This is a genomic window from Streptomyces sp. R33 (assembly GCF_041200175.1).
In the GTDB taxonomy this organism is placed as follows: Bacteria; Actinomycetota; Actinomycetes; order Streptomycetales; family Streptomycetaceae; genus Streptomyces; species Streptomyces katrae_B.
The window spans coordinates 2614128-2637743 of sequence record NZ_CP165727.1 but is presented as its reverse complement, the minus strand read 5'-3'; the positions used below and the strand labels follow the sequence as shown (position 1 = coordinate 2637743).

General features: G+C 71.5%; 12 protein-coding genes. 10 read left to right on the top strand and 2 right to left on the bottom strand.

Features of this window, described 5'->3' with window-relative positions; all coding sequences use genetic code 11:
- Positions 1–12: 12 nt before the first annotated feature.
- From AB5J51_RS12095 to AB5J51_RS12055, 9 genes are all read left to right on the top strand, one after another.
- Positions 13–10674 (top strand): type I polyketide synthase, encoded by a 10662-nt coding sequence (locus tag AB5J51_RS12095; protein ID WP_369777698.1) that lies wholly within the window; start codon positions 13–15, stop codon positions 10672–10674.
- Positions 10675–10742: 68 nt separating this feature from the next.
- Positions 10743–11465: an arylamine N-acetyltransferase gene (locus AB5J51_RS12090; RefSeq protein WP_199828101.1), complete on the top strand. Its 723-nt coding sequence runs from the start codon at positions 10743–10745 to the stop codon at positions 11463–11465.
- A gap of 94 nt (positions 11466–11559) precedes the next feature.
- The gene (locus AB5J51_RS12085; protein ID WP_369780248.1) at positions 11560–12654 is read left to right on the top strand and encodes a 3-dehydroquinate synthase family protein; all 1095 of its coding nucleotides are present in this window, start codon (positions 11560–11562) and stop codon (positions 12652–12654) included.
- Positions 12651–13943: a 3-deoxy-7-phosphoheptulonate synthase gene (locus AB5J51_RS12080; protein WP_369777697.1), complete on the top strand. Its 1293-nt coding sequence runs from the start codon at positions 12651–12653 to the stop codon at positions 13941–13943. The genes AB5J51_RS12085 and AB5J51_RS12080 overlap by 4 nt, the downstream gene beginning before the upstream one ends.
- Entirely contained in the window at positions 13940–14761 is an 822-nt protein-coding gene (locus AB5J51_RS12075) for a shikimate dehydrogenase (protein ID WP_369777696.1), read from the top strand. Before AB5J51_RS12080 ends, AB5J51_RS12075 begins: the two co-directional genes overlap by 4 nt.
- 228 nt (positions 14762–14989) lie before the next feature.
- Complete coding sequence (rifK, locus tag AB5J51_RS12070; RefSeq protein ID WP_369777695.1) at positions 14990–16150, top strand: 3-amino-5-hydroxybenzoate synthase; 1161 nt, start codon at positions 14990–14992, stop codon at positions 16148–16150.
- Entirely contained in the window at positions 16147–17229 is a 1083-nt protein-coding gene (locus tag AB5J51_RS12065) for a Gfo/Idh/MocA family protein (RefSeq protein WP_369777694.1), read from the top strand. Before rifK ends, AB5J51_RS12065 begins: the two co-directional genes overlap by 4 nt.
- A gap of 77 nt (positions 17230–17306) precedes the next feature.
- Positions 17307–17993: an HAD-IA family hydrolase gene (locus tag AB5J51_RS12060; RefSeq protein ID WP_369777693.1), complete on the top strand. Its 687-nt coding sequence runs from the start codon at positions 17307–17309 to the stop codon at positions 17991–17993.
- Between the two features lie 15 nt (positions 17994–18008).
- Positions 18009–18908: an ROK family protein gene (locus tag AB5J51_RS12055; protein ID WP_369777692.1), complete on the top strand. Its 900-nt coding sequence runs from the start codon at positions 18009–18011 to the stop codon at positions 18906–18908.
- 13 nt (positions 18909–18921) lie between these two features.
- Here AB5J51_RS12055 and AB5J51_RS12050 read toward each other — a convergent pair whose 3' ends face one another.
- A complete protein-coding gene (locus AB5J51_RS12050; protein WP_369777690.1) occupies positions 18922–20562 on the bottom strand; it encodes a bifunctional 3-(3-hydroxy-phenyl)propionate/3-hydroxycinnamic acid hydroxylase in 1641 nt (546 codons plus the stop codon).
- A gap of 360 nt (positions 20563–20922) precedes the next feature.
- Between AB5J51_RS12050 and AB5J51_RS12045 the strand changes: the two genes are divergently transcribed.
- Entirely contained in the window at positions 20923–22194 is a 1272-nt protein-coding gene (locus AB5J51_RS12045) for a cytochrome P450 (protein ID WP_369777689.1), read from the top strand.
- 103 nt (positions 22195–22297) lie between these two features.
- Here AB5J51_RS12045 and AB5J51_RS12040 read toward each other — a convergent pair whose 3' ends face one another.
- Positions 22298–23365 (bottom strand): acetylserotonin O-methyltransferase, encoded by a 1068-nt coding sequence (locus AB5J51_RS12040; protein ID WP_234382462.1) that lies wholly within the window; start codon positions 23363–23365, stop codon positions 22298–22300.
- Positions 23366–23616 lie beyond the last annotated feature (251 nt).

Genomic DNA, 23616 nt, shown 5'->3' with positions numbered 1-23616 from the left:
AGGACTTAAAGAATGGCCACGGACGAAAAGCTCCTCAAGTACCTCAAGCGCGTGACCACCGAGTTGCACACCTTGAAGCAGCAGGGCTCGCGCCATGCCGACGAGCCGATCGCGATCGTCGGGATGGCGTGCCGCTTCCCGGGGGGTGTGGCGGGTCCCGAGGACTTGTGGCAGTTGGTGTCGGAGGGCCGGGACGCGGTGTCGTCCTTCCCCGAGGACCGTGGCTGGGACCTGGAGGGCCTGTTCGACCCGGACCCCGACAACGCGGGTACCTCGTACACCGATCAGGGCGGATTCCTTCAGGGCGCGGGCCTTTTCGACGCGGGGTTCTTCGGGATCTCGCCGCGTGAGGCGCTCGTGATGGACCCGCAGCAGCGGGTGCTGCTGGAGACCTCGTGGGAGGCGCTGGAGCGGGCGGGCATCGACCCGGTCTCCCTGAAGGGCACCGATGTCGGAGTGTTCACCGGGGTGTTCACCCAGGGTTACGGGGCCGGCGCCGGCGCCATTCCGCCGGAGCTGGAGGGGTACGCGGGCACCGGAGGGGCGTCGAGCGTGGCGTCGGGCCGTGTGTCGTACGTGCTCGGCCTCGAGGGTCCGGCGGTGACGGTGGACACGGCGTGCTCGTCGTCGCTGGTGACGATGCACCTGGCGGCGCAGGCGCTGCGGCAGGGCGAGTGCTCGATGGCGCTCGCCGGCGGCGCGACGGTCATGGCGACCCCCGGCACCTTCGTGGCGTTCTCCCGGCAGCGGGTTCTCGCCGGCGACGGGCGCTGCCGGGCGTTCGCGGACGGCGCCGATGGCACCGGCTGGGCCGAGGGTGTCGGCGTCGTCGTACTGGAGCGGCTGTCGGTGGCGCGCGAGCGCGGGCACCGGGTGCTGGCGGTGCTGCGCGGCAGTGCGGTGAACCAGGACGGTGCGTCGAACGGTCTGACGGCGCCGAACGGTCCCTCGCAGCAGCGGGTGATCCGCAAGGCCCTGGCCGGCGCCGGGCTGGCGACGGCGGACGTGGACGTCGTGGAGGCCCACGGGACCGGTACGGCCCTGGGCGACCCGATCGAGGCCCAGGCGCTGCTCGCCACGTACGGGCAGGGCCGTGATGCCGACCAGCCGCTGTGGCTGGGCTCGCTGAAGTCGAACATCGGACACACGCAGGCGGCTGCGGGCGTGGCCGGCGTGATCAAGATGGTGCAGGCGCTCCGGCACGGGGTCCTGCCCCCCACCCTGCACGTGGAGAAGCCCACGACCGAGGTGGACTGGTCCGCGGGTGCGGTGGAGCTGCTGACGGAGGCCCGCCCGTGGCCGCGCAACGGCCGGCCGCGCCGGGCCGGTGTGTCCTCCTTCGGTGTCAGCGGCACGAACGCACACGTGATCCTGGAAGAGGCTCCGGCCGACGAGGCGGAGCCCGCCTCGGAGGAGGCGGCGCCCGCCGGTGTGGTGCCGCTGGTGGTGTCGGCGCGGAGCGCCGGTTCCCTGGAAGGCCAGGCCGGACGCCTGGCGTCGTACCTGGAGTCTGCTGCCGGAGGTGTGTCGCTGGCGGATGTGGCCGGGTCGTTGTTGTCGGAGCGTGCGCTGCTGGGTGAGCGTGCGGTGGTCGTGGCCGGCTCGGATCAGGAGGCGCTGGCGGGTCTGCAGGCGCTGGCGCGCGGTGAGAGTGCGCCCGGTGTGGCCCGCGGTAGCGCGGGTGGCTCGGGAGAGCCGGGCAAGGTCGTGTGGGTGTTCCCGGGTCAGGGTTCGCAGCGGGTGGGCATGGGCCGGGATCTGTATGACCGGTATCCGGTGTTCGCGCAGGCGCTGGACGAGGCCTGTGAGCAGTTGGATGCGCGTCTGGCCGGGTGGGTCGATCATCCGGTGAAGGACGTCGTGTTGGGTCGGGTGCCCGGCAGTGCGGAGTTGCTGAACCGGACGGTGTTCACGCAGGCGGGGTTGTTCGCGGTCGAGAGTGCTCTGTTCCGGCTGGTGGAGTCCTGGGGTGTGCGGCCGGATGCGGTGATCGGTCATTCGGTGGGTGAGATCACGGCGGCCTATGCGGCGGGCGTGTTGTCCCTGCAGGATGCGGCGCGGGTGGTTGCGGCGCGGGGCCGGCTGATGCAGGCGCTGCCTGCGGGCGGGGCGATGGTTGCGGTGGCGGCCGGCGAGGAGGAGGTTGCCGGGCTGCTGGGTGTGGGCGTGGAGGTCGCGGCGGTCAACGGCCCGTCCTCGGTCGTGCTCTCCGGCGAGGAAGACGCGGTCCTCGCAGCAGCCGACCGGTTGCGGGCGCAGGGACGCAAGACGAAGCGGCTGGCGGTCTCCCACGCGTTCCACTCCTTGCGGATGGAGCCGATGCTGGACGAGTTCGCCGCCGAACTGACCGAGGTCGTGTGGCAGCCGCCGGTGATCCCGGTGGTGTCGAACGTGACGGGGCGGCTGGCCGGGCCCGGTGAGCTCGCCGACCCGCAGTACTGGGCCGGACACGTGCGCCGGCCGGTGCGGTTCGCCGAGGGCATTGCGGCTGCGGTGGAGTTCGGCGGCACGCTGTTCGTGGAGCTCGGTCCGGGTGCGGCCCTGGCCGGTCTGGTGGCGGAGACGGCCTCCGCCGCGGACGCCGAGGTGGCCTGCGTCGCCGCGCTGCGCGACGGGCGTCCGGAGGAGCAGACCCTGCTGACGTCGGTGGCGGAACTGTTCGTCCGCGGAATCCCCGTCGACTGGGCGGGCATGGTGCCCGCCGGGTCCGTACGCGTGGACCTGCCGACGTACGCGTTCGACCACCGGCACTACTGGCTCAAGCCCGCGGCGACGGCCACCGACGCGGCGTCGCTCGGACTGGGTGGGTCCGATCACCCGCTGCTGGGCGCGGTGGTGCGGCTGCCGCAGTCCGACGGGTTGGTGTTCACCTCGCGCCTGTCGCTGAAGTCGCACCCGTGGCTGGCCGATCACGTGATCGGCGGTGTGGTGCTGCTCGCCGGTACCGGGTTGGTGGAGCTCGCGGTGCGGGCCGGTGACGAGGCCGGCTGCGGCGTCCTGGAGGAACTCGTCATCGAGGCACCGCTGGTGGTGCCCGAGCACGGCGGAGTACGGGTCCAGGTCGCCGTCGGCGGACCGGACCAGAACGGCTCGCGGACCGTGGAGATCTACTCCCAGCGCGAGGACGCCGCCGGTGAGGGGGTGTGGACGCGGCACGCCACCGGCGTGCTCTCGGCCACGGCCCAGCCGGGCGCCGTGGGCAGCGGCTTCGACTTCGCGGCCTGGCCGCCGGCCGGAGCGCAGCCGGTCGAGGTCGGGGACTTCTACTCCGGCCTGGTCGAGCGCGGTTACGGCTACGGGCCGTCCTTCCAGGGTCTGCGGGCCGTGTGGCGGCGTGGCGAGGAGCTCTTCGCCGAGGTGGCCCTGCCCGAGGAGCACCACAAGGAAGCCGACAGGTTCGGCATCCACCCCGGGCTGCTGGACGCGGCCCTGCACACCGGGATGTTCGGTGCCTCGGAGGGCACGACGGCGGAGGAATCCGGGAAGCCGGTACTGCCGTTCGCGTGGAACGGGCTGGTACTGCATGCCGCGGGCGCCTCTGCGCTGCGGGTGCGCATGGCTCCCGGCGGTCCCGGTGCCGTGTCGCTGACGGCGGCCGACGAGACCGGCGGCCTGGTGGTGACGCTGGATTCGCTGGTCTCCCGGCCGGTGTCCGCCGAACAGCTGGAGGCGGCGGCGGACACCGTGGCCGCCGACGCGCTGTTCCGCGTGGAGTGGACCGGGCTGTCCCCGCACCAGGGTGCGGAGGCTTCGCCGTCATGGGTGCCCGTGACCACCGCTGACGAGGTGACGGCCCTGGCCGGGAGCGCAGGAGTCCCGGCGGCGGTGGTCCTGGAAGCGTTCGGCGGCGACGGCGCGGACGTGCCGCTGGCGTTGACCTCCCGGGTGCTGGGGGTCGTACAGGCGTGGCTGGCCGGTACCGGGCTGGAGGAGTCGCGGCTGGTCGTCGTGACGCGTGGCGCGGTGCCCGCCGGAGACGGCGCAGTGTCCGACCCGGCCGGAGCGGCCGTGTGGGGTCTGGTGCGCGCCGCTCAGGCGGAGAACCCCGACCGGATCGTCCTGGTCGATACCGACCCGGCCTCCGGGCAGGGAGTGGAATCCGTACTCGGTGCGGTCCTGGCCGGCGGCGAGCCGCAGGTCGCGGTCCGCGGAGCGGCCCTCTCCGCACCCCGGCTCGTCCGGGCCGGCGCCGAGGCCGCGCAGGACGCACCGGCGGTGTTCGGGCCGGTAGGCACGGTCCTGGTCACGGGCGCCGGATCGCTCGGTGCCCTCGTGGCCCGGCACCTCGTGTCGCGGCACGGAGTACGCAATCTGGTCCTGGCCAGCCGGCGCGGTCTGCAGGCCGAGGGCATGGAGGAGCTGGTCGCCGAGCTCGCCGAGCAGGGCGCTGCGGTGTCCGTGGCGGCTTGTGACGTGTCCGACCGTGACGAGGTGCGGGCCTTGCTGGCGTCGGTGCCTGCTGAGCACCGGCTGACCGGTGTGGTCCACACCGCGGGTGTGCTGGACGACGGTGTGATCGGGGCGCAGACCCCGGAGCGGCTCGCGAGGGTGTTCGCGCCGAAGGTGGATGCAGTGCGGCACCTGGACGAGCTGACCCGCGGCCTGGACCTTGACGCGTTCGTCGTGTTCTCGTCCGCCTCGGGTGTCTTCGGATCCGCCGGACAGGGCAACTACGCTGCGGCGAACGCCTTCTTGGACGGATTGACGGCCGGCCGCCGCGCTGCGGGCCTGCCGGGCGTGTCGCTGGCCTGGGGCCTGTGGGCGCAGACCGACGGCATGACCGCCCATCTCAGCAACGTCGACCAGGCGCGTGCGAGCCGCGGTGGGGTGCTGGCGATCACCCCGACCGAGGGTATGGAATTGTTCGACGCCGCGGTGGAGTCAGGGCAGGCACTGCTCGTGCCGGTCAAGCTGGACCTGCGGAGCGCGCGAGCCGACGCGGCGGCCGGCGGCGGGGTTCCGCATCTGCTGCGCGGCCTGGTACGCGCGGGCCGGCAGCAGGCGCGGGCGGCAGCCGCCACGGACGGCGGGCTGGTCCGCCGCCTGGCCGGCCTCACCGGGGCCGAGCAGGAGGCCCTGCTGCTCGATCTGGTGCGTGCCCAGGTCGCGGTCGTGCTCGGGCACGCCGGACCGGAAGGCGTCCGCGCGGAGACGGCGTTCAAGGACGCCGGGTTCGATTCGCTCACCTCGGTGGAACTGCGCAACCGGCTGCGTGAGGCGACCGGTCTGAAGCTGCCCGCCACGCTGGTCTTCGACTACCCCACCCCGCTGGCCATCGCCCGCTACCTGCGCGACGAACTCGGTGACACGGTGGCCGGGACCCCTGCCACGACGGTGGCCGTCGTCGCCGATCCCGACGAACCGATCGCGATCGTCGGCATGGCGTGCCGGCTTCCGGGCGGTGTGGCGGACCCCGAGGGCCTTTGGCGGCTGGTGTCAGAAGGCCGCGAGGGCCTCTCGTCCTTCCCCGAGGACCGTGGCTGGGACCTGGAGGACCTGTTCGACCCGGATCCCGACAACGCGGGTACCTCGTACACCAGCAAGGGCGGATTCCTCGAGGGCGCGGGCCTTTTCGACGCGGGGTTCTTCGGGATCTCGCCGCGTGAGGCGCTGGCGATGGACCCGCAGCAGCGGGTGCTGCTGGAAGCCTCGTGGGAGGCACTGGAGGGCGCCGGTATCGACCCGGTCTCCCTGAAGGGCACCGACGTCGGGGTGTTCTCCGGCGTCTCCAACCAGGGCTACGGAGCGGGCGCGGCCGCGCCGGAGCTGGAAGGCTTCGCGAGCACGGGGTCGGCGGCCAGCGTGGCGTCGGGCCGTGTGTCGTACGTGCTCGGCCTCGAGGGTCCGGCGGTGACGGTGGACACGGCCTGTTCGTCGTCGCTGGTGACGATGCACCTGGCGGCGCAGGCGCTGCGGCAGGGCGAGTGCTCGATGGCGCTCGCCGGCGGTGCGACGGTCATGGCGTCGCCCGGCACCTTCGTCGAGTTCTCCCGACAGCGGGGTCTGGCCGGCGACGGCCGGTGCAAGGCGTACGCGGACGGCGCGGACGGCACGAGTTGGGCCGAGGGTGTCGGCATCGTCGTACTGGAGCGGCTGTCGGTGGCGCGCGAGCGCGGCCACCGGGTGCTCGCCGTACTGCGCGGCAGCGCCGTCAACCAGGACGGTGCGTCCAACGGCCTGACCGCGCCGAACGGTCCCTCGCAGCAGCGGGTGATCCGCAAGGCCCTGGCCAGCGCCGGGCTCACCCCGTCCGACGTGGACATCGTCGAGGGGCACGGCACGGGCACGGCCCTGGGCGACCCGATCGAGGCCCAGGCCCTGCTCGCCACGTACGGCAAGGGCCGCGACCCCGAGCAGCCGCTGTGGCTGGGCTCGGTGAAGTCGAACGTCGGCCATGCGCAGGCTGCCGCGGGTGTCGCGGGTGTCATCAAGATGGTGCAGGCGATGCGCCACGGCATCATGCCCCCCACGCTGCACGTGGACGAGCCCACGAGCCAGGTGGACTGGTCCGCGGGTGCGGTGGAGCTGCTGACGGAGGCGCGGGAGTGGCCGCGCAGCGGCCGGCCGCGCCGGGCGGGTGTGTCCTCGTTCGGCATCAGCGGAACGAACGCGCACCTGATCCTGGAAGAAGCGCCCGAGGCACCGGTGCCGGCTGCCGAAGGGACTCGGCAGGCCCCGGCGCCCACCGGGGCGGTGCCGCTGGTGGTGTCGGCGCGGAGCGCCGGTTCGCTCGCGGGTCAGGCTGAGCGTCTTGCGTCGTTCGTCGAGGGCGCCGGCGGTGTGTCGCTGGCGGATGTGGCCGGGTCGTTGTTGTCGGAGCGTGCGCTGCTGGGTGAGCGTGCGGTGGTCGTGGCCGGCTCGGATCAGGAGGCGCTGGCGGGTCTGCAGGCGCTGGCGCGCGGTGAGAGTGCGCCCGGTGTGGCCCGCGGTAGCGCGGGTGGCTCGGGAGAGCCGGGCAAGGTCGTGTGGGTGTTCCCGGGTCAGGGTTCGCAGCGGGTGGGCATGGGCCGGGATCTGTATGACCGGTATCCGGTGTTCGCGCAGGCGCTGGACGAGGCCTGTGAGCAGTTGGATGCGCGTCTGGCCGGGTGGGTCGATCATCCGGTGAAGGACGTCGTGTTGGGTCGGGTGCCCGGCAGTGCGGAGTTGCTGAACCGGACGGTGTTCACGCAGGCGGGGTTGTTCGCGGTCGAGAGTGCTCTGTTCCGGCTGGTGGAGTCCTGGGGTGTGCGGCCGGATGCGGTGATCGGTCATTCGGTGGGTGAGATCACGGCGGCCTATGCGGCGGGCGTGTTGTCCCTGCAGGATGCGGCGCGGGTGGTTGCGGCGCGGGGCCGGCTGATGCAGGCGCTGCCTGCGGGCGGGGCGATGGTTGCGGTGGCGGCCGGCGAGGAGGAGGTTGCCGGGCTGCTGGGTGTGGGCGTGGAGGTCGCGGCGGTCAACGGCCCGTCCTCGGTGGTGCTCTCCGGCGAGGAGGAAGCGGTCCTCGCGGCGGCTGCTCGGTTGTGGGAGGAGGGGCGCAAGACGAAGCGGCTGGCGGTTTCGCACGCGTTCCATTCCCTGCGGATGGAGCCGATGCTGGACGAGTTCGCCGCTGAACTTGCAGGTGTGGAGTGGCGGGAGCCGGTCATTCCGGTGGTGTCGAACGTGACGGGGCGGCTGGCCGGGCCCGGTGAGCTCGCCGACCCGCAGTACTGGGCCGGACACGTGCGCCGGCCGGTGCGGTTCGCCGAGGGCATTGCGGCTGCGGTGGAGTTCGGCGGCACGCTGTTCGTGGAGCTCGGTCCGGGTGCGGCCCTGGCCGGTCTGGTGGCGGAGACGGCCTCCGCCGCGGACGCCGAGGTGGCCTGCGTCGCCGCGCTGCGTGACGGGCGTCCGGAGGAGCAGACCCTGCTGACGTCGGTGGCGGAGCTGTTCGTCCGCGGAATCCCCGTCGACTGGGCGGGCATGGTGCCCGCCGGGTCCGTACGCGTGGACCTGCCGACGTACGCGTTCGACCACCGGCACTACTGGCTCAAGCCCGCGGCGACGGCCACCGACGCGGCATCGCTGGGCCAGGCGGCGGCCGATCACCCGCTGCTCGGTGCAGTGGTGCAGGTGCCGCAGTCCGACGGGCTCATCTTCACCTCGCGGCTGTCCCTGCGGTCTCATGCCTGGCTGGCCGACCACAGGGTCGGTGGTGTGGTGCTCGTCCCGGGTACCGGGCTGGTGGAGCTCGCGGTGCGGGCCGGCGACGAGGCAGGCTGCGGCGTCCTGGAGGAACTCGTCATCGAGGCACCGCTGGTGGTGCCCGAGCACGGCGGAGTACGGGTCCAGGTCGCGGTCGGCGGACCGAGTGCGAACGGCTCGCGCACGGTGGAGATCTACTCCCAGCGTGAGGACGCCGCCGCTGAGGGGGTGTGGACGCGGCACGCCACCGGCGTGCTCTCGGCCACGGCACAGCCGGGCGGCAGCGGCACCGGGTTCGACTTCGCGGTCTGGCCTCCGGCCGGCGCGCAGCCGGTGGACATAAGCGGCAGCTACGGTCTGCTGGCGCAGGGGGGCTACGGGTACGGCCCTGCGTTCCAGAGCGTGCGGGCGGTGTGGCAGCGTGACGGGGAGGTCTTCGCCGAGGTGGCCCTGCCCGAGGAGCACCGCAAGGAAGCCGGCCGGTTCGGCATCCACCCCGCGTTGCTGGACGCGGCCCTGCACTCGACCATGCTGAACACCGTGGCGGCGGTCACGGCGACCGGTGGCTTCGAAGGTGAGCGGGACGGGCAGGGAATACGGCTGCCGTTCGCATGGAACGGGTTGGAACTGCACGCGGCCGGCGCCTCGGTGCTGCGCGTGCGCGTCGCACATACCGAACGCGACGCGCTGTCGCTGCAGGCCGTGGACGAGGCCGGCGGCCTGGTCGTGACGCTCGACTCGCTGGTGTCCCGGCCGGTGTCCGCCCAGCAGTTGGAGACGGCGGCGGACACCGCAGTCGCCGACTCGCTGTTCCAGGTGGACTGGACCGAGCTGTCATCGGCTCAGGGGGCGGGGCCTTCCCCGTCGTGGGTCGAGGTGACCACCGCGGGCGACGTGGCGACTCTGGCCGACGACGTGCTGTCCGGTGCGGACGCCCCGGCGGTGGCCGTCATGCAGGCCTTCGGCGGCACCACCGAGGGTGTCGCGAGCGAGGACGTGGTGCTGGAGCTGGCCGTCCGGGTGCTGGACGTGTTGCAGTGCTGGCTGGCCGGGGCCGGGCTGGAGGAGTCGCGGCTGGTCGTGGTGACCCGGGGCGCGGTGCCCGCGGGAGAGGGCGTGGTGAGTGACCCGGCCGGATCGGCGGTGTGGGGTCTGGTGCGTGCCGCCCAGGCGGAGAACCCCGACCGGTTCATCCTGATCGACACCGACCCCGACGTCGACCCCGCAGCCCAAGGTGCTGTCGAGCCGGTGCCGGGTGCGGTGCTGGGGGCGGTGCTGGCCTGCGGGGAACCGCAGGTCGCCCGCCGCGGCGGCTCGCTGTCGGTTCCCCGGCTCGTCCGGGCCCGCAGTGAGGTACCCGACGTCCCGGCGGTGTTCCGGCCGCAGGGCACCGTGCTGGTCTCGGGCGCCGGTTCGCTGGGCGCTCTCGTGGCCCGGCATCTGGTCTCGCGGCACGGGGTGCGGAGTCTGGTGCTGGCCAGCCGTCGGGGCCCCGATGCCGAGGGCGTGCAGGAACTGGTCGCCGAGCTCGCCGAGCAGGGTGCCGCGGTGTCGGTGGTGGCCTGTGACGTGTCCGACCGCGGCCAGGTGCAGGCCCTGCTGGCGTCGGTGCCCGCCGAGCACCCCCTGACCGGTGTCGTGCACACGGCGGGCGTGTCGGACGCCGGCGTGATCGGGCTGCTGACCCCGGAGCGGCTGGCAGCGGTGTTCGCGCCGAAGGTCGATGCGGTGCGGCATCTGGATGAGCTGACCCGCGGCCTGGACCTCGACGCGTTCATCGTCTACTCCTCCGTCTCGTCCCTCTTCATGGGCGCCGGCAGCGGCGGCTACGCGGCGGCGAACGCCTTCCTGGACGGACTGATGGCCGACCGCCGGGCGGCGGGCCTGCCCGGACTGTCGCTGGCCTGGGGCGTGTGGGAGCAGGCCACCGGCATGGCGGAACACATCGACGACCTCACCAGGAACCGGATGAACCGGCGCGGGGGAGTCCTGCCGATGACGGCCGCGGAGGGCATGGAGCTGTTCGATGCCGCTCTGGAGTCCGGGCAGGCGATGCTCGTGCCGGTCAGGCTGGACCTGCGGGGGCTGCGTTCCGGCGCGGCGGGCGACGGGGTGCCGCACCTGCTGCGCGGCCTGGTACGGGCACGTCGGCAACTGGCGCATGTGGTGGGCACCGGCGACGATCACCGTCAGCTGACCGCCCGGCTGGCCGGACTGCCCGCTGCCGAGCAGACGAAGGTGCTGCTCGACCTGGTGCGGGCTCAGGTGGGTGCTGTCCTGGGCTTCAGCGGGACGTACCAGATCGACGCGGACCAGGGGCTCTTCGAGATCGGCTTCGACTCGCTCACGGCGATCGAGCTCCGCAACCGGCTCCGCAACATCACCGAAGTGAAAATCTCTCCCGACATCGTCTTCGACCACCCGACGCCCGGAATGCTTTCCGCTCATCTGCACGAGCTGATATGCGGCGAACAGGGCGCGGCCCAGGTGGCGATCTCCGTATGAAAGAGTGTGATGGCGTGTTCGACGTGAGTGGTTATCTCGAGCGGATCGGCTGCGGCGGAGAAACCGCCGTGGACATCGAGACTCTGCGAAAGCTGCACAAGAGCCACCTGATGGCGATTCCGTACAACGGCACCGCCTACGACGTCAATGACGGAGTGCACCTCGTCGACCTCGACGAGGACGCCATGTTCGAGACGAGCATTCTCCAGGGGCGGGGCGGTACCTGTTACCACCTGAACCGGCTGTTCTTCCGGCTTCTGCGCGAGCTGGGCTACGAGGTGACGCTGCTGGCGGCCAGCACCGGCGAGGGCTGGGACAACTTCGCCGTCAAGGTCGAGCACATGTTCATCCGTGTCGCCCTGGACGGTGACGAATGGCTCGTGGACGTCGGCTATCCGGGCCCCTCCTACATCGAGCCGTTGCTGGTCTCCGACGCGGTGCAGTCCCAGTACGGGTCCCAGTACCGGCTGGTCGAGCGCGAGTCCGAGATCGCCCTCCAACGCCGGGGGGCGGTCACCCGGTGGGGCGTCGTCTACACGTTCACGATGCAGTCCCGGCAGTGGAGCGACTGGAAGGAACTGGAGGACCGCCTCCGGGAGATCCTGTCGGATGAGAACCGGCCAGACAGCCGGGAAATCCTGTGCGGCCGGACCTTCGAGAACGGTCAGGTCGTCATGAAGAAGCGACGTCATCTGACGGTCCGCGACGGTCGTGAGCAGGTGCGCACGATCACCGACGACGCCGAGCTCCGGACACTGGTCTCCGGAATCCTCTCCGGCGCACTGGACTGAGCCTGCACTCCGCCGCCGGGCCCGTACCGCAATTCCTCCCGGGTGACACAAGAACGAGTGGGAATCAGAAGTGGGAATCAGAAGTGGGAAAATGATGGATGAAAACACGGCTGATGCGGCTTCCGTTCCTCTGCGCCTCAGAGATCATGCGTACGACGTGGTCATCGGCCCGGGAGTGCGTACGTCGCTCGCCGACGTGATCCGACGGCTGGGCGCCGGGCGGGCCGTCGTCGTGTCGGCCCGCCCGGCGGAATGGGTGCCGGACACCGGTGTCGAGACCCTGCTGCTGCCGGCCCGGGACGGCGAGCAGGACAAGACCCTCGCCACGGTGGAGGCGCTGTGCGGTGAGTTCGTGCGGTTCGGGCTCACCCGGTCCGACGTCGTCGTCTCGTGCGGCGGCGGTACGACCACCGACGTGGTCGGGCTGGCGGCCGCGCTCTACCACCGGGGCGTGCCCGTGGTCCACCTGCCCACCACGCTGCTCGCCCAGGTGGACGCCAGCGTCGGCGGGAAGACGGCGGTGAACCTGCCGGCCGGCAAGAACCTGGTCGGCGCGTACTGGCAGCCCAGTGCGGTGCTCTGCGACACGGAGTACCTGTCGACCCTGCCGCGGCGCGAGCTGCTCAACGGTCTCGGCGAGATCGCCCGCTGCCACTTCATCGGCGCGGCCGACCTGCGCGGGCTGTCGCTGGAGGAGCAGATCACCGCCAGCGTCAGCCTCAAGGCCCGCATCGTGGAGACCGACGAGCGGGACACCGGACCACGACACACGCTCAACTACGGCCACACGCTGGGCCATGCGCTGGAGAAGGCGACCGACTTCGCGCTGCGGCACGGCGAGGGGGTGGCTATCGGAACGGTCTTCGCGGGGCGGCTCGCCGGCGCCCTGGGCCGTATCGACCAGGCGCGGGTGGAGGAGCACCAGGACGTCGTCCGGTACTACGGTCTCCCCACCGCCCTGCCCGTCGAGGCCGAACCCGCGGCCCTCATCGATCTGATGCGACACGACAAGAAGGCGATGAACGGACTCTCGTTCGTCCTCGACGGCCCGAACGGCGCGGAACTGGTAAGCGACGTACCGCACGAGGTGGTCGCGCGCGTCCTGGACCGGATGCCCCGAGCACGCCTGGCCGATCTGGTCGGCGGCGCCGCGCTCGAAGCCTCCACGACCGATGCGGCTCAGAAATGACACGTGCAACTCAGTGGCCGGCCGATCTCGACGGATCGGCCGGCACCGCCCGGCCGGCGGACCGCCGGCTGTTCGACGAGCTGGACGCGGCGCTCGCCAGGCCGGCCGCGCAGCAGCCGGTCTGGGGAGACCCGGAGCAGGCGAGGGACGCGGTGGCACTGCTGAGCCGCGCCGAGCCGATCGTGACGCCGGCCGAGACGGCACGGCTGCGCAGCCGGCTCGCCGCGGTCGCGCGCGGCGAGGCGTTCCTGCTCCAGGGCGGTGACTGCGCCGAAACGTTCGCGGCGAACACCGAAGCCCATGTGCGCGCCAATCTGTGGACGCTCGTGGACATGGCCTCCGTGCTCGCCCGCCGCACCGGACTGCCCGTCGTCAAGGTCGCCCGTATGGCCGGCCAGTACGCCAAGCCCCGATCCCAGGCCGTCGACGCACTGGGGCTGCCCGTCTACCGCGGCGACATGGTCAACTCGGTCGAGCCCACGCTCGCGGCCCGGACACCCGATCCCCACCGGATGCTGCGGGCCCACGCCGAGGCCGCGCGCACCATGGCCCTGGTCCGCACCTTCGGCGACAACGGCGACGGGAACGGCGACAGCGACATCTACGTCAGTCACGAGGCACTCCTGCTCGACTACGAGCGGTCCTTGCTCCGCGTGGACACCAGCGGGCCCGAGCCCCGGCTGGCCAGTGGGCTGGGGCACTTCCTGTGGATCGGCGAGCGCACCCGCCGGCTCGACGGCGCGCACATCGCGTTCGCGGAACTGCTGTCCAACCCCATCGGACTCAAGATCGGTCCGGGCACGAGCCCGGAGACGGCCGCCGCGTACGTGCGGCGACTCGACCCGCACCGTGAACCCGGACGGCTGACGCTGGTCAGCCGCATGGGACACCGGCAGGTCCGGGACGTCCTGCCGCCGATCGTCGCGGAGGTCGCCGCCTCCGGCCACCAGGTGATCTGGCAGTGCGATCCGATGCACGGCAATACGTACACGTCGGCGAACGGATACAAGACGCGCAATCTCCGGCACATAGCCGACGAGATGGCCGGCTTCTTCGAAGTCCACCGGCGGCTGGGCACCCACCCCGGCGGAATTCACATCGAAGCGACGGGCGACGACGTCACGGAATGCATCGGCGGTGCCTCCGGAACGACCGAAGCCGACCTGCCCGCCCGCTACCACACGGCCTGTGATCCCCGCCTCAACGCGGAGCAGTCGATGGAACTCGCATTCTCCGTCCCGGAGATGACGGCGGCCGGTGTCACCGACTTCGAGGCGGTGCTGCGATGACCGCCCGAACTCCCGCTACGCCGACGATCAAAGGCACCACCCGGCTGTACGCCGTGCTGGGGGATCCCATCGCCCAGGTCCAGGCGCCCGGGTTGATGAATCCGCTCTTCGCGCGCCTGCGGAGGGACGCGGTGCTCGTTCCGGTGCACGCCCGGCCGGAGCACCTCGAGCAGATCGTGCGCGGGCTGCAGCGCGTGGAGAACCTCGACGGCATGTTCGTCACGGTGCCCCACAAGGTCGCCGTCCGCCGGCTGGCCGACCGCTGTGGCCCGACCGTGGACATCGTCGGCAGCGCGAACGTGCTGCGGCGGGAGGCCGACGGCAGCTGGCTCGCGGAGAACTTCGACGGATCGGGCTTCGTGGCCGGTCTCGTCGGGGCCGGGCACGATCCCCACGGCAGACGGGTCGCGCTCGTCGGGGCGGGCGGTGCCGGCAGCGCCGTCGCCGCGGCGCTGCTGACGGCCGGTGTCGACCGGCTGTCCGTGTACGACACGGACACCGCGAAGCTCGGCGCGCTCGTCACCCGCCTCGGCGCGCACTGGCCGGGCCGGGTCCGCGCCTTGACCGGACCGCAGCTGGGCGACATCGGCATCGGCATCGCAGTGAACGCCACGCCGCTCGGCATGCGTGCGGACGATCCCCTTCCGTTCCCCCTGGACTCCCTGCCGCCCGGCTGCGTGGTGGCCGACATCGTCATGAAACCCCGTGAGACGCGGCTCCTGCGTGAAGCAGCCGCACTGGGCCACCCCATTCACCACGGTATTCACATGCTCGAGGGGCAACTGAATTCCTATCGAGTTTTCTTCGATTTGCGCTGAGGCCCCGGTAAAACCACCGAATCTGGGGGTGCATGATGACAGGCATTCCTCTACGTTGGACCTGTAATTCCGCTTTTTCTTACCGCACATGACGCTGCACGGGGCGGAGTGTGCGCCTCTTCCGCGATCTCGACGGCGAGTGCTCGTGTGCGCGCGTCCTCTTCTCGTAGCATGCTGCTCCGCCCGCTTCGCACCTCGCGTCGAGTCAGATCCATTCCTTGGAGAAACATGAACGTGCGACAGGCGCCGGAATTCCCCCAGTGGCCCCAGTATGACGAGAGTGAGCGGGAAGGGCTCATCCGGGCACTCGAGCAGGGCCAGTGGTGGCGGATGGGCGGAAGCGAAGTCGATTCCTTCGAGCAGGAGTTCGCCGAGCACCACGGCGCCGCCCACGCCCTCGCGGTCACGAACGGAACCCACGCACTCGAACTCGCCCTCCAGGTCATGGGCGTCGGCCCGGGCTCCGAAGTCATCGTCCCGGCCTTCACCTTCATCTCGTCCTCCCAGGCGGCGCAGCGCCTCGGCGCGGTCGCCGTCCCGGTGGACGTCGACGAGCACACGTACAACATCGACGTGGATGCGGCCGCCGCCGCCGTGACCCCGCGGACCCGGGCGATCATGCCGGTGCACATGGCCGGCTTCCTCGCGGACATGGACGCACTCGCCAAGCTCTCCGCCAACACGGGCGTCCCGCTGCTCCAGGACGCCGCGCACGCGCACGGCGCCCGGTGGCAGGGCAAGCGCGTCGGCGAGCTCGGCTCGGTCGCCGCGTTCAGCTTCCAGAACGGCAAGCTGATGACCGCCGGTGAGGGCGGCGCCGTGCTGTTCCCGGACACGGAGATGTACGAGACCGCCTTCCTGCGGCACAGCTGCGGGCGGCCCCGGACCGACCGCCGGTACATGCACGCGATCGCCGGCTCCAACCTGCGGCTCAACGAGTTCTCCGCGTCGGTGCTCCGGGCCCAGCTGCGCCGCCTGGACGGCCAGATCGCCACGCGTCATGAGCGCTGGGCCCTGCTGTCCCGCCTGCTCGAGTCGATCGACGGGGTGGTCCCGCAGCGCGCCGACGAGCGCACCGACGTCCCCTCGCACTACATGGCGATGTTCCGGGTGCCCGGCATCGGCGAGGACGACCGCAACGCCCTGGTCGACAGGCTCGTGGAGGCCGGCCTGCCGGCGTTCGCCGGGTTCCGCGCGATCTACCGCACCGACGCCTTCTGGGAGCTCGGCGCACCGGACACGACCCCGGAGGAGCTCGCCGAGCGCTGCCCCAACTCCGAGGCCATCAGCCAGGACTGCATCTGGCTGCACCACCGCACGCTGCTCGCCTCCGAGGAAGACATGCACCTCACGGCCGCGATCATCGCCGACGCTGTGAGCACGGTATGAGCGTCCGGGTCGCCATCGTCGGGCTCGGCTGGGCGGGCCGGGAGCTGTGGCTCCCCCTGCTGAGCGAGCACGCCGACTTCGAAGTGGTGGCCGTCACCGACACCGAACCGGCGGCGCGCGAGGCGTTCGGCGTGGTGCCGGGCATTCCCGTGTACGCGACGCTGGACGCGCTCACCCCCCGGTCGATCGACCTCGCCGTCGTCGCGGTGCCCAACTACCTGCACGCCGAAGTGGCCGCGACCCTGCTCGGCAAGGGCATCTCCGTCTTCCTGGAGAAGCCGGTGTGCCTGACCTCCGACGAGGCCGACACCCTGGCGGCCGCCGAACGCAACGGCGGCGCCATGCTGCTGGCGGGCAGCGCCGCGCCCTACCGCAGCGACGTGGGAGCCCTGGCGCGCCTGGTGCCGGACCTCGGCCACATCCGGCACGTCGACCTGTCGTGGGTCCGCGCGCGCGGCATCCCCAAGGCCGGCGGTTGGTTCACCCAGCGCAGCAAGGCCGGCGGCGGTGTGCTGTTCGACCTCGGCTGGCACCTGCTCGACACGCTCGCCTCCCTGCTCGGTCCGGCCCGCTTCGCCGAGGTCGTCGGCGTGACGGCGAACGACTTCGTCAACGTCGGTTCCTGGAGCGCGGCATGGCGCCACGACCAGCCCGTCACCGACGCCGACGGCGACGTCGAGGACACCGCCCGCGGCTTCCTCGTCCGCGAGGACGGAGTGTCCGTCGCCCTGCACGCCAGCTGGGCGTCGCACGAGGCGCGGGACGTGTCCCGGATCCAGGTGGTGGGCAGCGAGGGGACCGCCGACCTGCGGTGCACCTTCGGCTTCAGCCCCAACCGCAACCCCCAGTCGGTGCTGACGCTGACCCGTGAAGGCGTCACCATGCCGGTCCCGGTGCCGGACGAGCCCATCGGCAACGAGTACCGGCGACAGCTGGACGGCCTCGCCGCGGTACTGGGGGACCCGGGCAACCGGGGCAGGGCCATCGGTGAGGCCCGTACGACGGTCGGAGTCATCGAGGACTTCTACGCGTCGGCCCGCTCCGCCCGCGCCCGCACCACCGTGCCCGCCTACCGGTAGAAGGCGCGGATTCCAGTGGAACCACGAGTTCCAAGTGAACGACCAGACGTACGGGATGGCATCACGTGACAATTTCAATGACAGGGATACCGGCAACGGTGGCGGAGGCGCCCCGGTCGGCCAGGCGCGCCGTGATCTTCGATCTGGACGGCGTCATCGTCGACAGCTTCGCGGTGATGGAAGAGGCCTTCGCCATCGCGTACAAGGAGGTCGTCGGAGAGGGCCGGGCTCCGTTCGAGGAGTACCGGCGCCACCAGGGACGCTACTTCCCCGACATCATGCGGATCATGGGCCTCCCGCTGGAGATGGAGGAGCCCTTCGTCCGCGAGAGCTACCGGCTCGCCCACCAGGTGCCGGTCTTCGAGGGCATGGCGGAGCTGCTGCTGACCCTGCGGACGCGCGGGTACAAGCTCGCGGTGGCCACCGGCAAGAGCGGGCCGCGGGCGCGGTCCCTGCTCGAACAGCTGGGCCTGCTCGCCTTCTTCGACCACGTGATCGGCTCGGACGAGGTCGCCCACCCGAAGCCCGCCCCGGACATCGTCTTGCGCGCTCTCGAGCTGCTGGGACTGCCGGCCGAGACGGCGATCATGATCGGCGACGCACCGACCGACATCGTCAGCGCCCACGGCGCCGGTGTGGCCTCGGCGGCCGCACTGTGGGCCGAGGTGGACGACGAGGACGCACTGCTGGGCGCTCAGCCGGGCGCCGTCCTGCACTGCCCGGCCGAACTGCTCGCGCTGTGCCCGTCCGTGCCCCGGGCCTGAGGGTCGTCGAAGGGCATGGAGAAGGCACATCACCTCGGTGTCGACATCGGGGGCACCAAGGTCGCCTTCCGGGTGGAGGCCGGCGCGGAGTGCGTGGACGAATCCGCCTTCCGGTGGGGCCCGCGGCACAGCGCTGACCGGGACCTCGCCCTGCTCGCCCACCACGTGGAGCAACTGCGGGCGCGGCTCCCGGTACCGCTGCGCGCGGTGGGCGTCGCGATGCCCGGCACCGTCGACCCGGCCGGGCGGGTCACCGCCTGGCCCAGCCGGCCGGAGTGGAACGGGCTCCACCTGGACGCGTCGCTGCGCGCGCTGTTCCCCGGAGCCGCCGTCGCCCGGGCGGACGACGGCGACCTCGGTGCGCTCGCGGAGGCCCGGGAATCGGGCTGCGACGACCTGCTCTACGTCGGGGTGGGCACCGGCATCGGCGGCGGTCTCGTCCTGCAGGGGGCGCCGTGCCCCGGGCTCGGCCGCGGCTCCTTCGAGCTCGGACACGTGATCGTCGCGATGGGCGGTGCGCAGTGCGTCTGCGGCCGCCGGGGATGCCTCCAGGCGATCGCCTCCGGACCGGCCACCCTGGCCCGCGCGGCCGTTCTGCGGGGCGAGCCCGTCCCCTTCGGGGAACTGCGGCGGGCGCTGCGCGAAGGGGCGCCGTGGGCGGTGACCGCGGTCGAGGAGACCTCCCGGGCCCTGGCCGCCGCGGTGTCCGGCGTCCAGGAACTGGTCCATCCCCGACTCGCCCTGATCGGCGGCGGCTTCGCGGCCGGCCTCCCCGAGCTCGTCGGGCTGGTCTCCGGTCACCTCGCCGAGCTGGCCCGCCCCGGCCAACCCCCGCTGCCGGTGGAGCCGGCAGCGCTGGGGGGCCTCTCCTCGTTGCGCGGCGCGGTGGCGCTCGCCCGCCTGGCCGTGCCCTGACCGCGTACGACCGTCAGCCGGCCCGGTGCCCCGCACCGGCCGGCACCGCGGCGCACAACCGGCCCCGCAGGTCGTCGACCAGTGCTGCGGTGCCGTCCGGGCCGCTCGCGGCACCGAAGACGTGGTAGTCCGGACGGACGAGCAGCGAAGTCGCCCCGAACCGGGCCAGATACGGCCCGTAGACCCCGTCCGCATCCACCACACCAATCACATCGGCCGGGCCGTGCTCCTCGGATGCCTGTCCGGGCGGCAGCAGCCGCACCACGTGGGCCCCCAGACCGGCGAGGAAGGAAAGCCGCTCCTCGTCGAGCAGGGCGTGCGGATCGCCGGTGGTCAGCAGGACGAAACCACGGCCGACCACCTCGTCGAACAGCCCGGTGGAGCCCCGGCGCGCCACGCGGCCCTGCGGTACGACGGCACCCGCGGGCGCCTCGGCCGCCCCGGCCCCCGGCCGCCGGTGCAGCAGCCCGCCCGAGAGCGCCTTCGCCGGCTCCGGCCGGCCCGCCGGCTTGCCGCGCCGGTTGGCGAGCACCGTGGCATCCCGCTCGGCGGCGGCCGCCGGGTCCGTCACACAGATCACCCGGCCCAGCTGGACCGATGCCAAGATCGCCTCCTTGGCCTGTGCGCGGCGCTCCTGCGTGTAGCTGTCCAGTACGGACTCGTCCGCGACGCCGCGGAGCGTCAGGTCCAGCTTCCACGCCAGGTTGACGACGTCCCGGATGCCGGAGCACATGCCCTGCCCGGCGAAGGGCGGCATGAGATGGGCCGCGTCGCCGGCCAGCAGGACACGGCCCACGCGCCACTGGTCGGCCCAACGGGCCTGGAAGATGTACGTGGTGCTGCGCAGCAGGGTGGCCGTGTCGGGGGTGACGCCGAACGGCGCCAGCAGCCGCCAGGCCGTCTCGTCCCGGTTGAGCTCGGCGGTGCTCTCGCCCGGCAGGCGCATGAACTCCCAGCGCCGGCGCCCGGGGCCGCTGGCCACCACGGTCGTGGGCCTGGCCGGATCACAGATCTGCACGTTGGTGGGGGTGAACTCGCGCGGCTGGCGCAGTTCGACGTCGCACAGCAGCCACTCGTAGGAGAACCCGAGGTCCGTCACGGAGACGTCGAGGTGGTCGCGCACGAAGCTGTTGGCTCCGTCGCACCCCACGACCCACCGCGCGGAGAGGACGCGGGTCGCGTCGTCGTCGGTGGTCGCCGTCACCTCCACGTGTTCCCCGCCGTCGTTGATCTTCACGACCTCGTGCCCGCGCAGCACCGTGATGCCGGGAAGTGCCGCCGCCCTGGCGGCGATCAGCTCCTCCAGGGCCGGCTGGTGCATCGTGTTGGCGTCCGGCCAGCCGTACGGTCCGGCCGTCGTGAACTCGATGTCCAGCAGCGCCGCGCCGGAGGGGGTCTGCCACTGGTAGCCGTTGGCCGGCTCCGTGACCCGGCCCAGGTCCAGGCCGATCCCGGTGGCCGCCAGGAGCCGCGCGGTCTCCCCGTCGAAGCTGGTCGCCCGGGGAAGCCGGTACGGCCGGGCGCGGCGCTCGAGCACGGTCACCCGCCAGCCGCGCTGGGCGAGCAGCACCGAGAGCGTGGCACCGATCGGCCCGTTGCCCACGATGACGACGTCCGTGTCCGTCGGATTCGAGTACGTATCGTGCGTTCGCATGGTTGGCATCGTGCCCCTACTCGCATGCTGTGGGCAGATCAGCGCGCGCTTCGAAAAACGGCGTCAAGGAGGACTTCACAGGTCCGCGCTGTTTGAAGGGCTGAATTCCGCCACGCCGGAAAATTGCCAGAATAGTATTCCGGTGTTCGAGGTGTGTCAAGGATCGGAAAACCCTATCAGGTTGAGGGATGTGTTGTCGGTCATTACTGCCGTAACGTGCCGAAGAAGCGGGCCGGTTGAAGCGGACGGCGCAGTTCGAAATCCGGTCGTGCCGGTTCCGTTCAACCCCGAACGACAAATGCCCGTCGCGCGTGCCCACCTGATATCGGTGGGTCGGCACACCATTTCTCCGATACGGAAGTGAGCGACTTTATGACCGCCACCGCCGAGACCCAGGCCGACCCGGTCGAGCTCCTCTCGCCGGAACTGACAGCCGATCCGTTCGCCGGGTACGCGCGGCTGCGCGAGCAGGCTCCGATCCTGACCGGCACGATGATGGGCGGGCCGCCGATGTGGCTGGTCACCCGCTACGCCGACGTCCGCCGGGTGCTGTCCGATCCGCTGTTCCTCAACAACCCGGCCTCGGTGCCGGGAGGCCCGGACGTCCGGACCACGATCATGAAGCGGCTCAACATCCCGTCCGACCTGGTCGACTACCTCGCCGACAAGATCGTCGAAGTCGACGGCGCCGACCACCGCCGGTTGCGCAAGCTGGTCTCCCGGGCGTTCACCGCGCGGCGCGTGTCCGCGCTGCGCCCGCGGGTCGAGGAGATCACCGAGGCGCTCCTCGACCGGTTGGCCGAGGCCGCACGCGACGGTGCGCCGGTCGAACTCATGGAGTCCTTCTGCTACCCGCTGCCGATCACGGTGATCTGCGAGCTGGTCGGCATCGACGAGGCCGATCGTCCCCAGTGGCACGAGTGGGCGGGCATGCTCTCCGCGCCCATGGCGCACGTCGAGAGCCTCCCGACCGTCTTCCGCGAGTGCGTCGACCACGTGCTGGACCTGATCGCACGCCGGCGTGCCGAGCCGCGCGACGACCTGATCACCGCACTCGTACAGGCCCAGGAGGACGACGGCGACCGCCTCTCCGACCGGGAGATGGTCACGCTGGTCTTCACCCTGGTGATCTCCGGCCACGAGACGACGACCTCCTTGCTCGGCAATGCGGTGCTCGCCCTGCTCGGACACCCGGACCAGCTCGCCCTGCTGCGCGCCGACCCGTCCCTGTGGCCGCAGGCGGTACACGAGCTGATGCGACTGGGGCCCGTCCAGTTCGGGCAGCCCCGCTACCCGTCGCAGGGGGTCGAGCTGGGCGGCGTCACGATCCCCGCGGGGGCGCCGGTCATCCCGCTGCTCCTCGCCGCGAACACCGACCCGCGCCAATTCGACGACCCCCAGCGGCTGGACGTGAGCCGGGAGACCGAACGCACCGAGAGCCACCTCGGTTTCGGGCAGGGGCTGCACTACTGCCTCGGTGCCGTACTGGCCCGCCAGGAGGCCGAGGTGGCGCTGCACGCGCTGTTCACCCGGTTCCCCGACCTGGCCCTGGCGGTCGGGCGGGAGCAGATCCCGTGGGCGCTGCGACCCGGGTTCACCCGGGTCGACCGGCTTCCGCTGCAGCTGGCCTGAGCCCCGCCCGCGCCGGGTCGACCCGGCGCGGGCGGGATCCGCGCCGGGTCCGGCCGGCCGCGGCCGCAGACCCCGACGCGCAGGCCCGCCCGCGTTCACCGGCTCATGCGACCTTCGTCGCGCACAGGATGCCGTGCGCGATCAGGGCTCCGGGTGTCTTGGTGAGGTCCTGGGCCACCGTCTTCGTGACCTCGAACCCGCACTCCTCCACCCAGCTCCGGTAGGTCGACAGCTTCTGCGGCCCTCCCTTGCCCATGGCGCCGGAGAGGAAGTAGGCGGGGAAGAGGTCGACGCCGGCGCTGCTGGTGTCCTTGACGTCGTCGGGGTACACCGGCACCAGGATGTTGACCTGTCCGCCGACTTCCAGCGCCTCGCTGACGCTGGTGAGGATCCTGACCACGTCCTCCTTGTCGAACATGTCCAGGAAGTGCTTGATCAGGACGACGTCGAAGCCCTTGGGAACGCTTGCGAAGACGTCACCGCCGATGAACGAGCAGTGCTTCTCGACGCCGTGGGCGCGGAAGGTCTCGAGGCATTCCTCTTCCTTCTCGGGCAGGTCGAACGTCGTCACGCGAAGCCCGGGCGAAGCCTTCAGCCGATAGGTCATGATCGCTCCGAGACCGGTGTTCCCGGCGAGATCGAGCACCTTCGAGCCGGCCGGTATGCGGAGGTTGCGGAAGAACCAGGGATCCACGTGGGCGGTGACATCGTCCATCATGGTGGCCCAGGATTCGCGCAGGTCCTTGTGCTCGCCCACGGCCTCGTACAGATTTCCCTTGAACCCGTAGAACTTGTCCAGGCCGACGACCGTGCCGGTCTGAACGCTCTCGGTCAGGTAGAACATCTGCCTGAGCATGACGACCTTGATCATGTCCATCACGGTGAGCAGTCGCCCGAGGTCGGCCTCTGCGATGTCCGCGAGAGCGTCGAGGGAGTAGCCGCCGGAAGCCTCGTCGTACGAGAGGAAACCCTCCTTGACCGGCAGGTGGAGGAGCTGTTCCACGGCCCCCGCCGTGGCGCCGACGGCCTCGCCGATCCGGTCCGTGGTCATGCCGGGCTCTTTCCGGAGCGCATCGATGATGCCGAGCTCGAAACAGGACAGCAGGGTCATGAACCGTGCCGGTCCCAGCATGTATTCGCGGAACCGCATGAACGTGTCTTCTGGAGTCATTGCACTCATTCCTTCGGGCCGGGCGAGCGCTCCACGATTCAGGACGGCACCGGCCGCGCTCCCGCTCGCGGGCGAAGCTCCGGAACCGGGCGGTGCGTTCGCCGAGAATTTCCTTTCAGGGTAGGTAATGCACCCCTGGCCGGACATCCCTTGACCTGGTAGCCCGCCATGCAACCCGAGGCGTTGCGCATTGCCCTATCAGATCGAGGGATGCCCGGCCCGTCATGTCTGCCCTAGGGTCTGGAAGGATC

Excerpts from the sequence above, each read along its gene's own strand:
- AB5J51_RS12095 (WP_369777698.1), top strand. The coding sequence starts at position 13 with ATGGCCACGGACGAAAAGCTCCTCAAGTACCTCAAGCGCGTGACCACC.
- AB5J51_RS12085 (WP_369780248.1), top strand. The coding sequence starts at position 11,560 with ATGGATGAAAACACGGCTGATGCGGCTTCCGTTCCTCTGCGCCTCAGA.
- AB5J51_RS12080 (WP_369777697.1), top strand. The coding sequence starts at position 12,651 with ATGACACGTGCAACTCAGTGGCCGGCCGATCTCGACGGATCGGCCGGC.
- AB5J51_RS12075 (WP_369777696.1), top strand. The coding sequence starts at position 13,940 with ATGACCGCCCGAACTCCCGCTACGCCGACGATCAAAGGCACCACCCGG.
- rifK (WP_369777695.1), top strand. The coding sequence starts at position 14,990 with ATGAACGTGCGACAGGCGCCGGAATTCCCCCAGTGGCCCCAGTATGAC.
- AB5J51_RS12065 (WP_369777694.1), top strand. The coding sequence starts at position 16,147 with ATGAGCGTCCGGGTCGCCATCGTCGGGCTCGGCTGGGCGGGCCGGGAG.
- AB5J51_RS12060 (WP_369777693.1), top strand. The coding sequence starts at position 17,307 with ATGACAGGGATACCGGCAACGGTGGCGGAGGCGCCCCGGTCGGCCAGG.
- AB5J51_RS12055 (WP_369777692.1), top strand. The coding sequence starts at position 18,009 with ATGGAGAAGGCACATCACCTCGGTGTCGACATCGGGGGCACCAAGGTC.
- AB5J51_RS12050 (WP_369777690.1), bottom strand. The coding sequence starts at position 20,562 with ATGCGAACGCACGATACGTACTCGAATCCGACGGACACGGACGTCGTC.
- AB5J51_RS12040 (WP_234382462.1), bottom strand. The coding sequence starts at position 23,365 with ATGACTCCAGAAGACACGTTCATGCGGTTCCGCGAATACATGCTGGGA.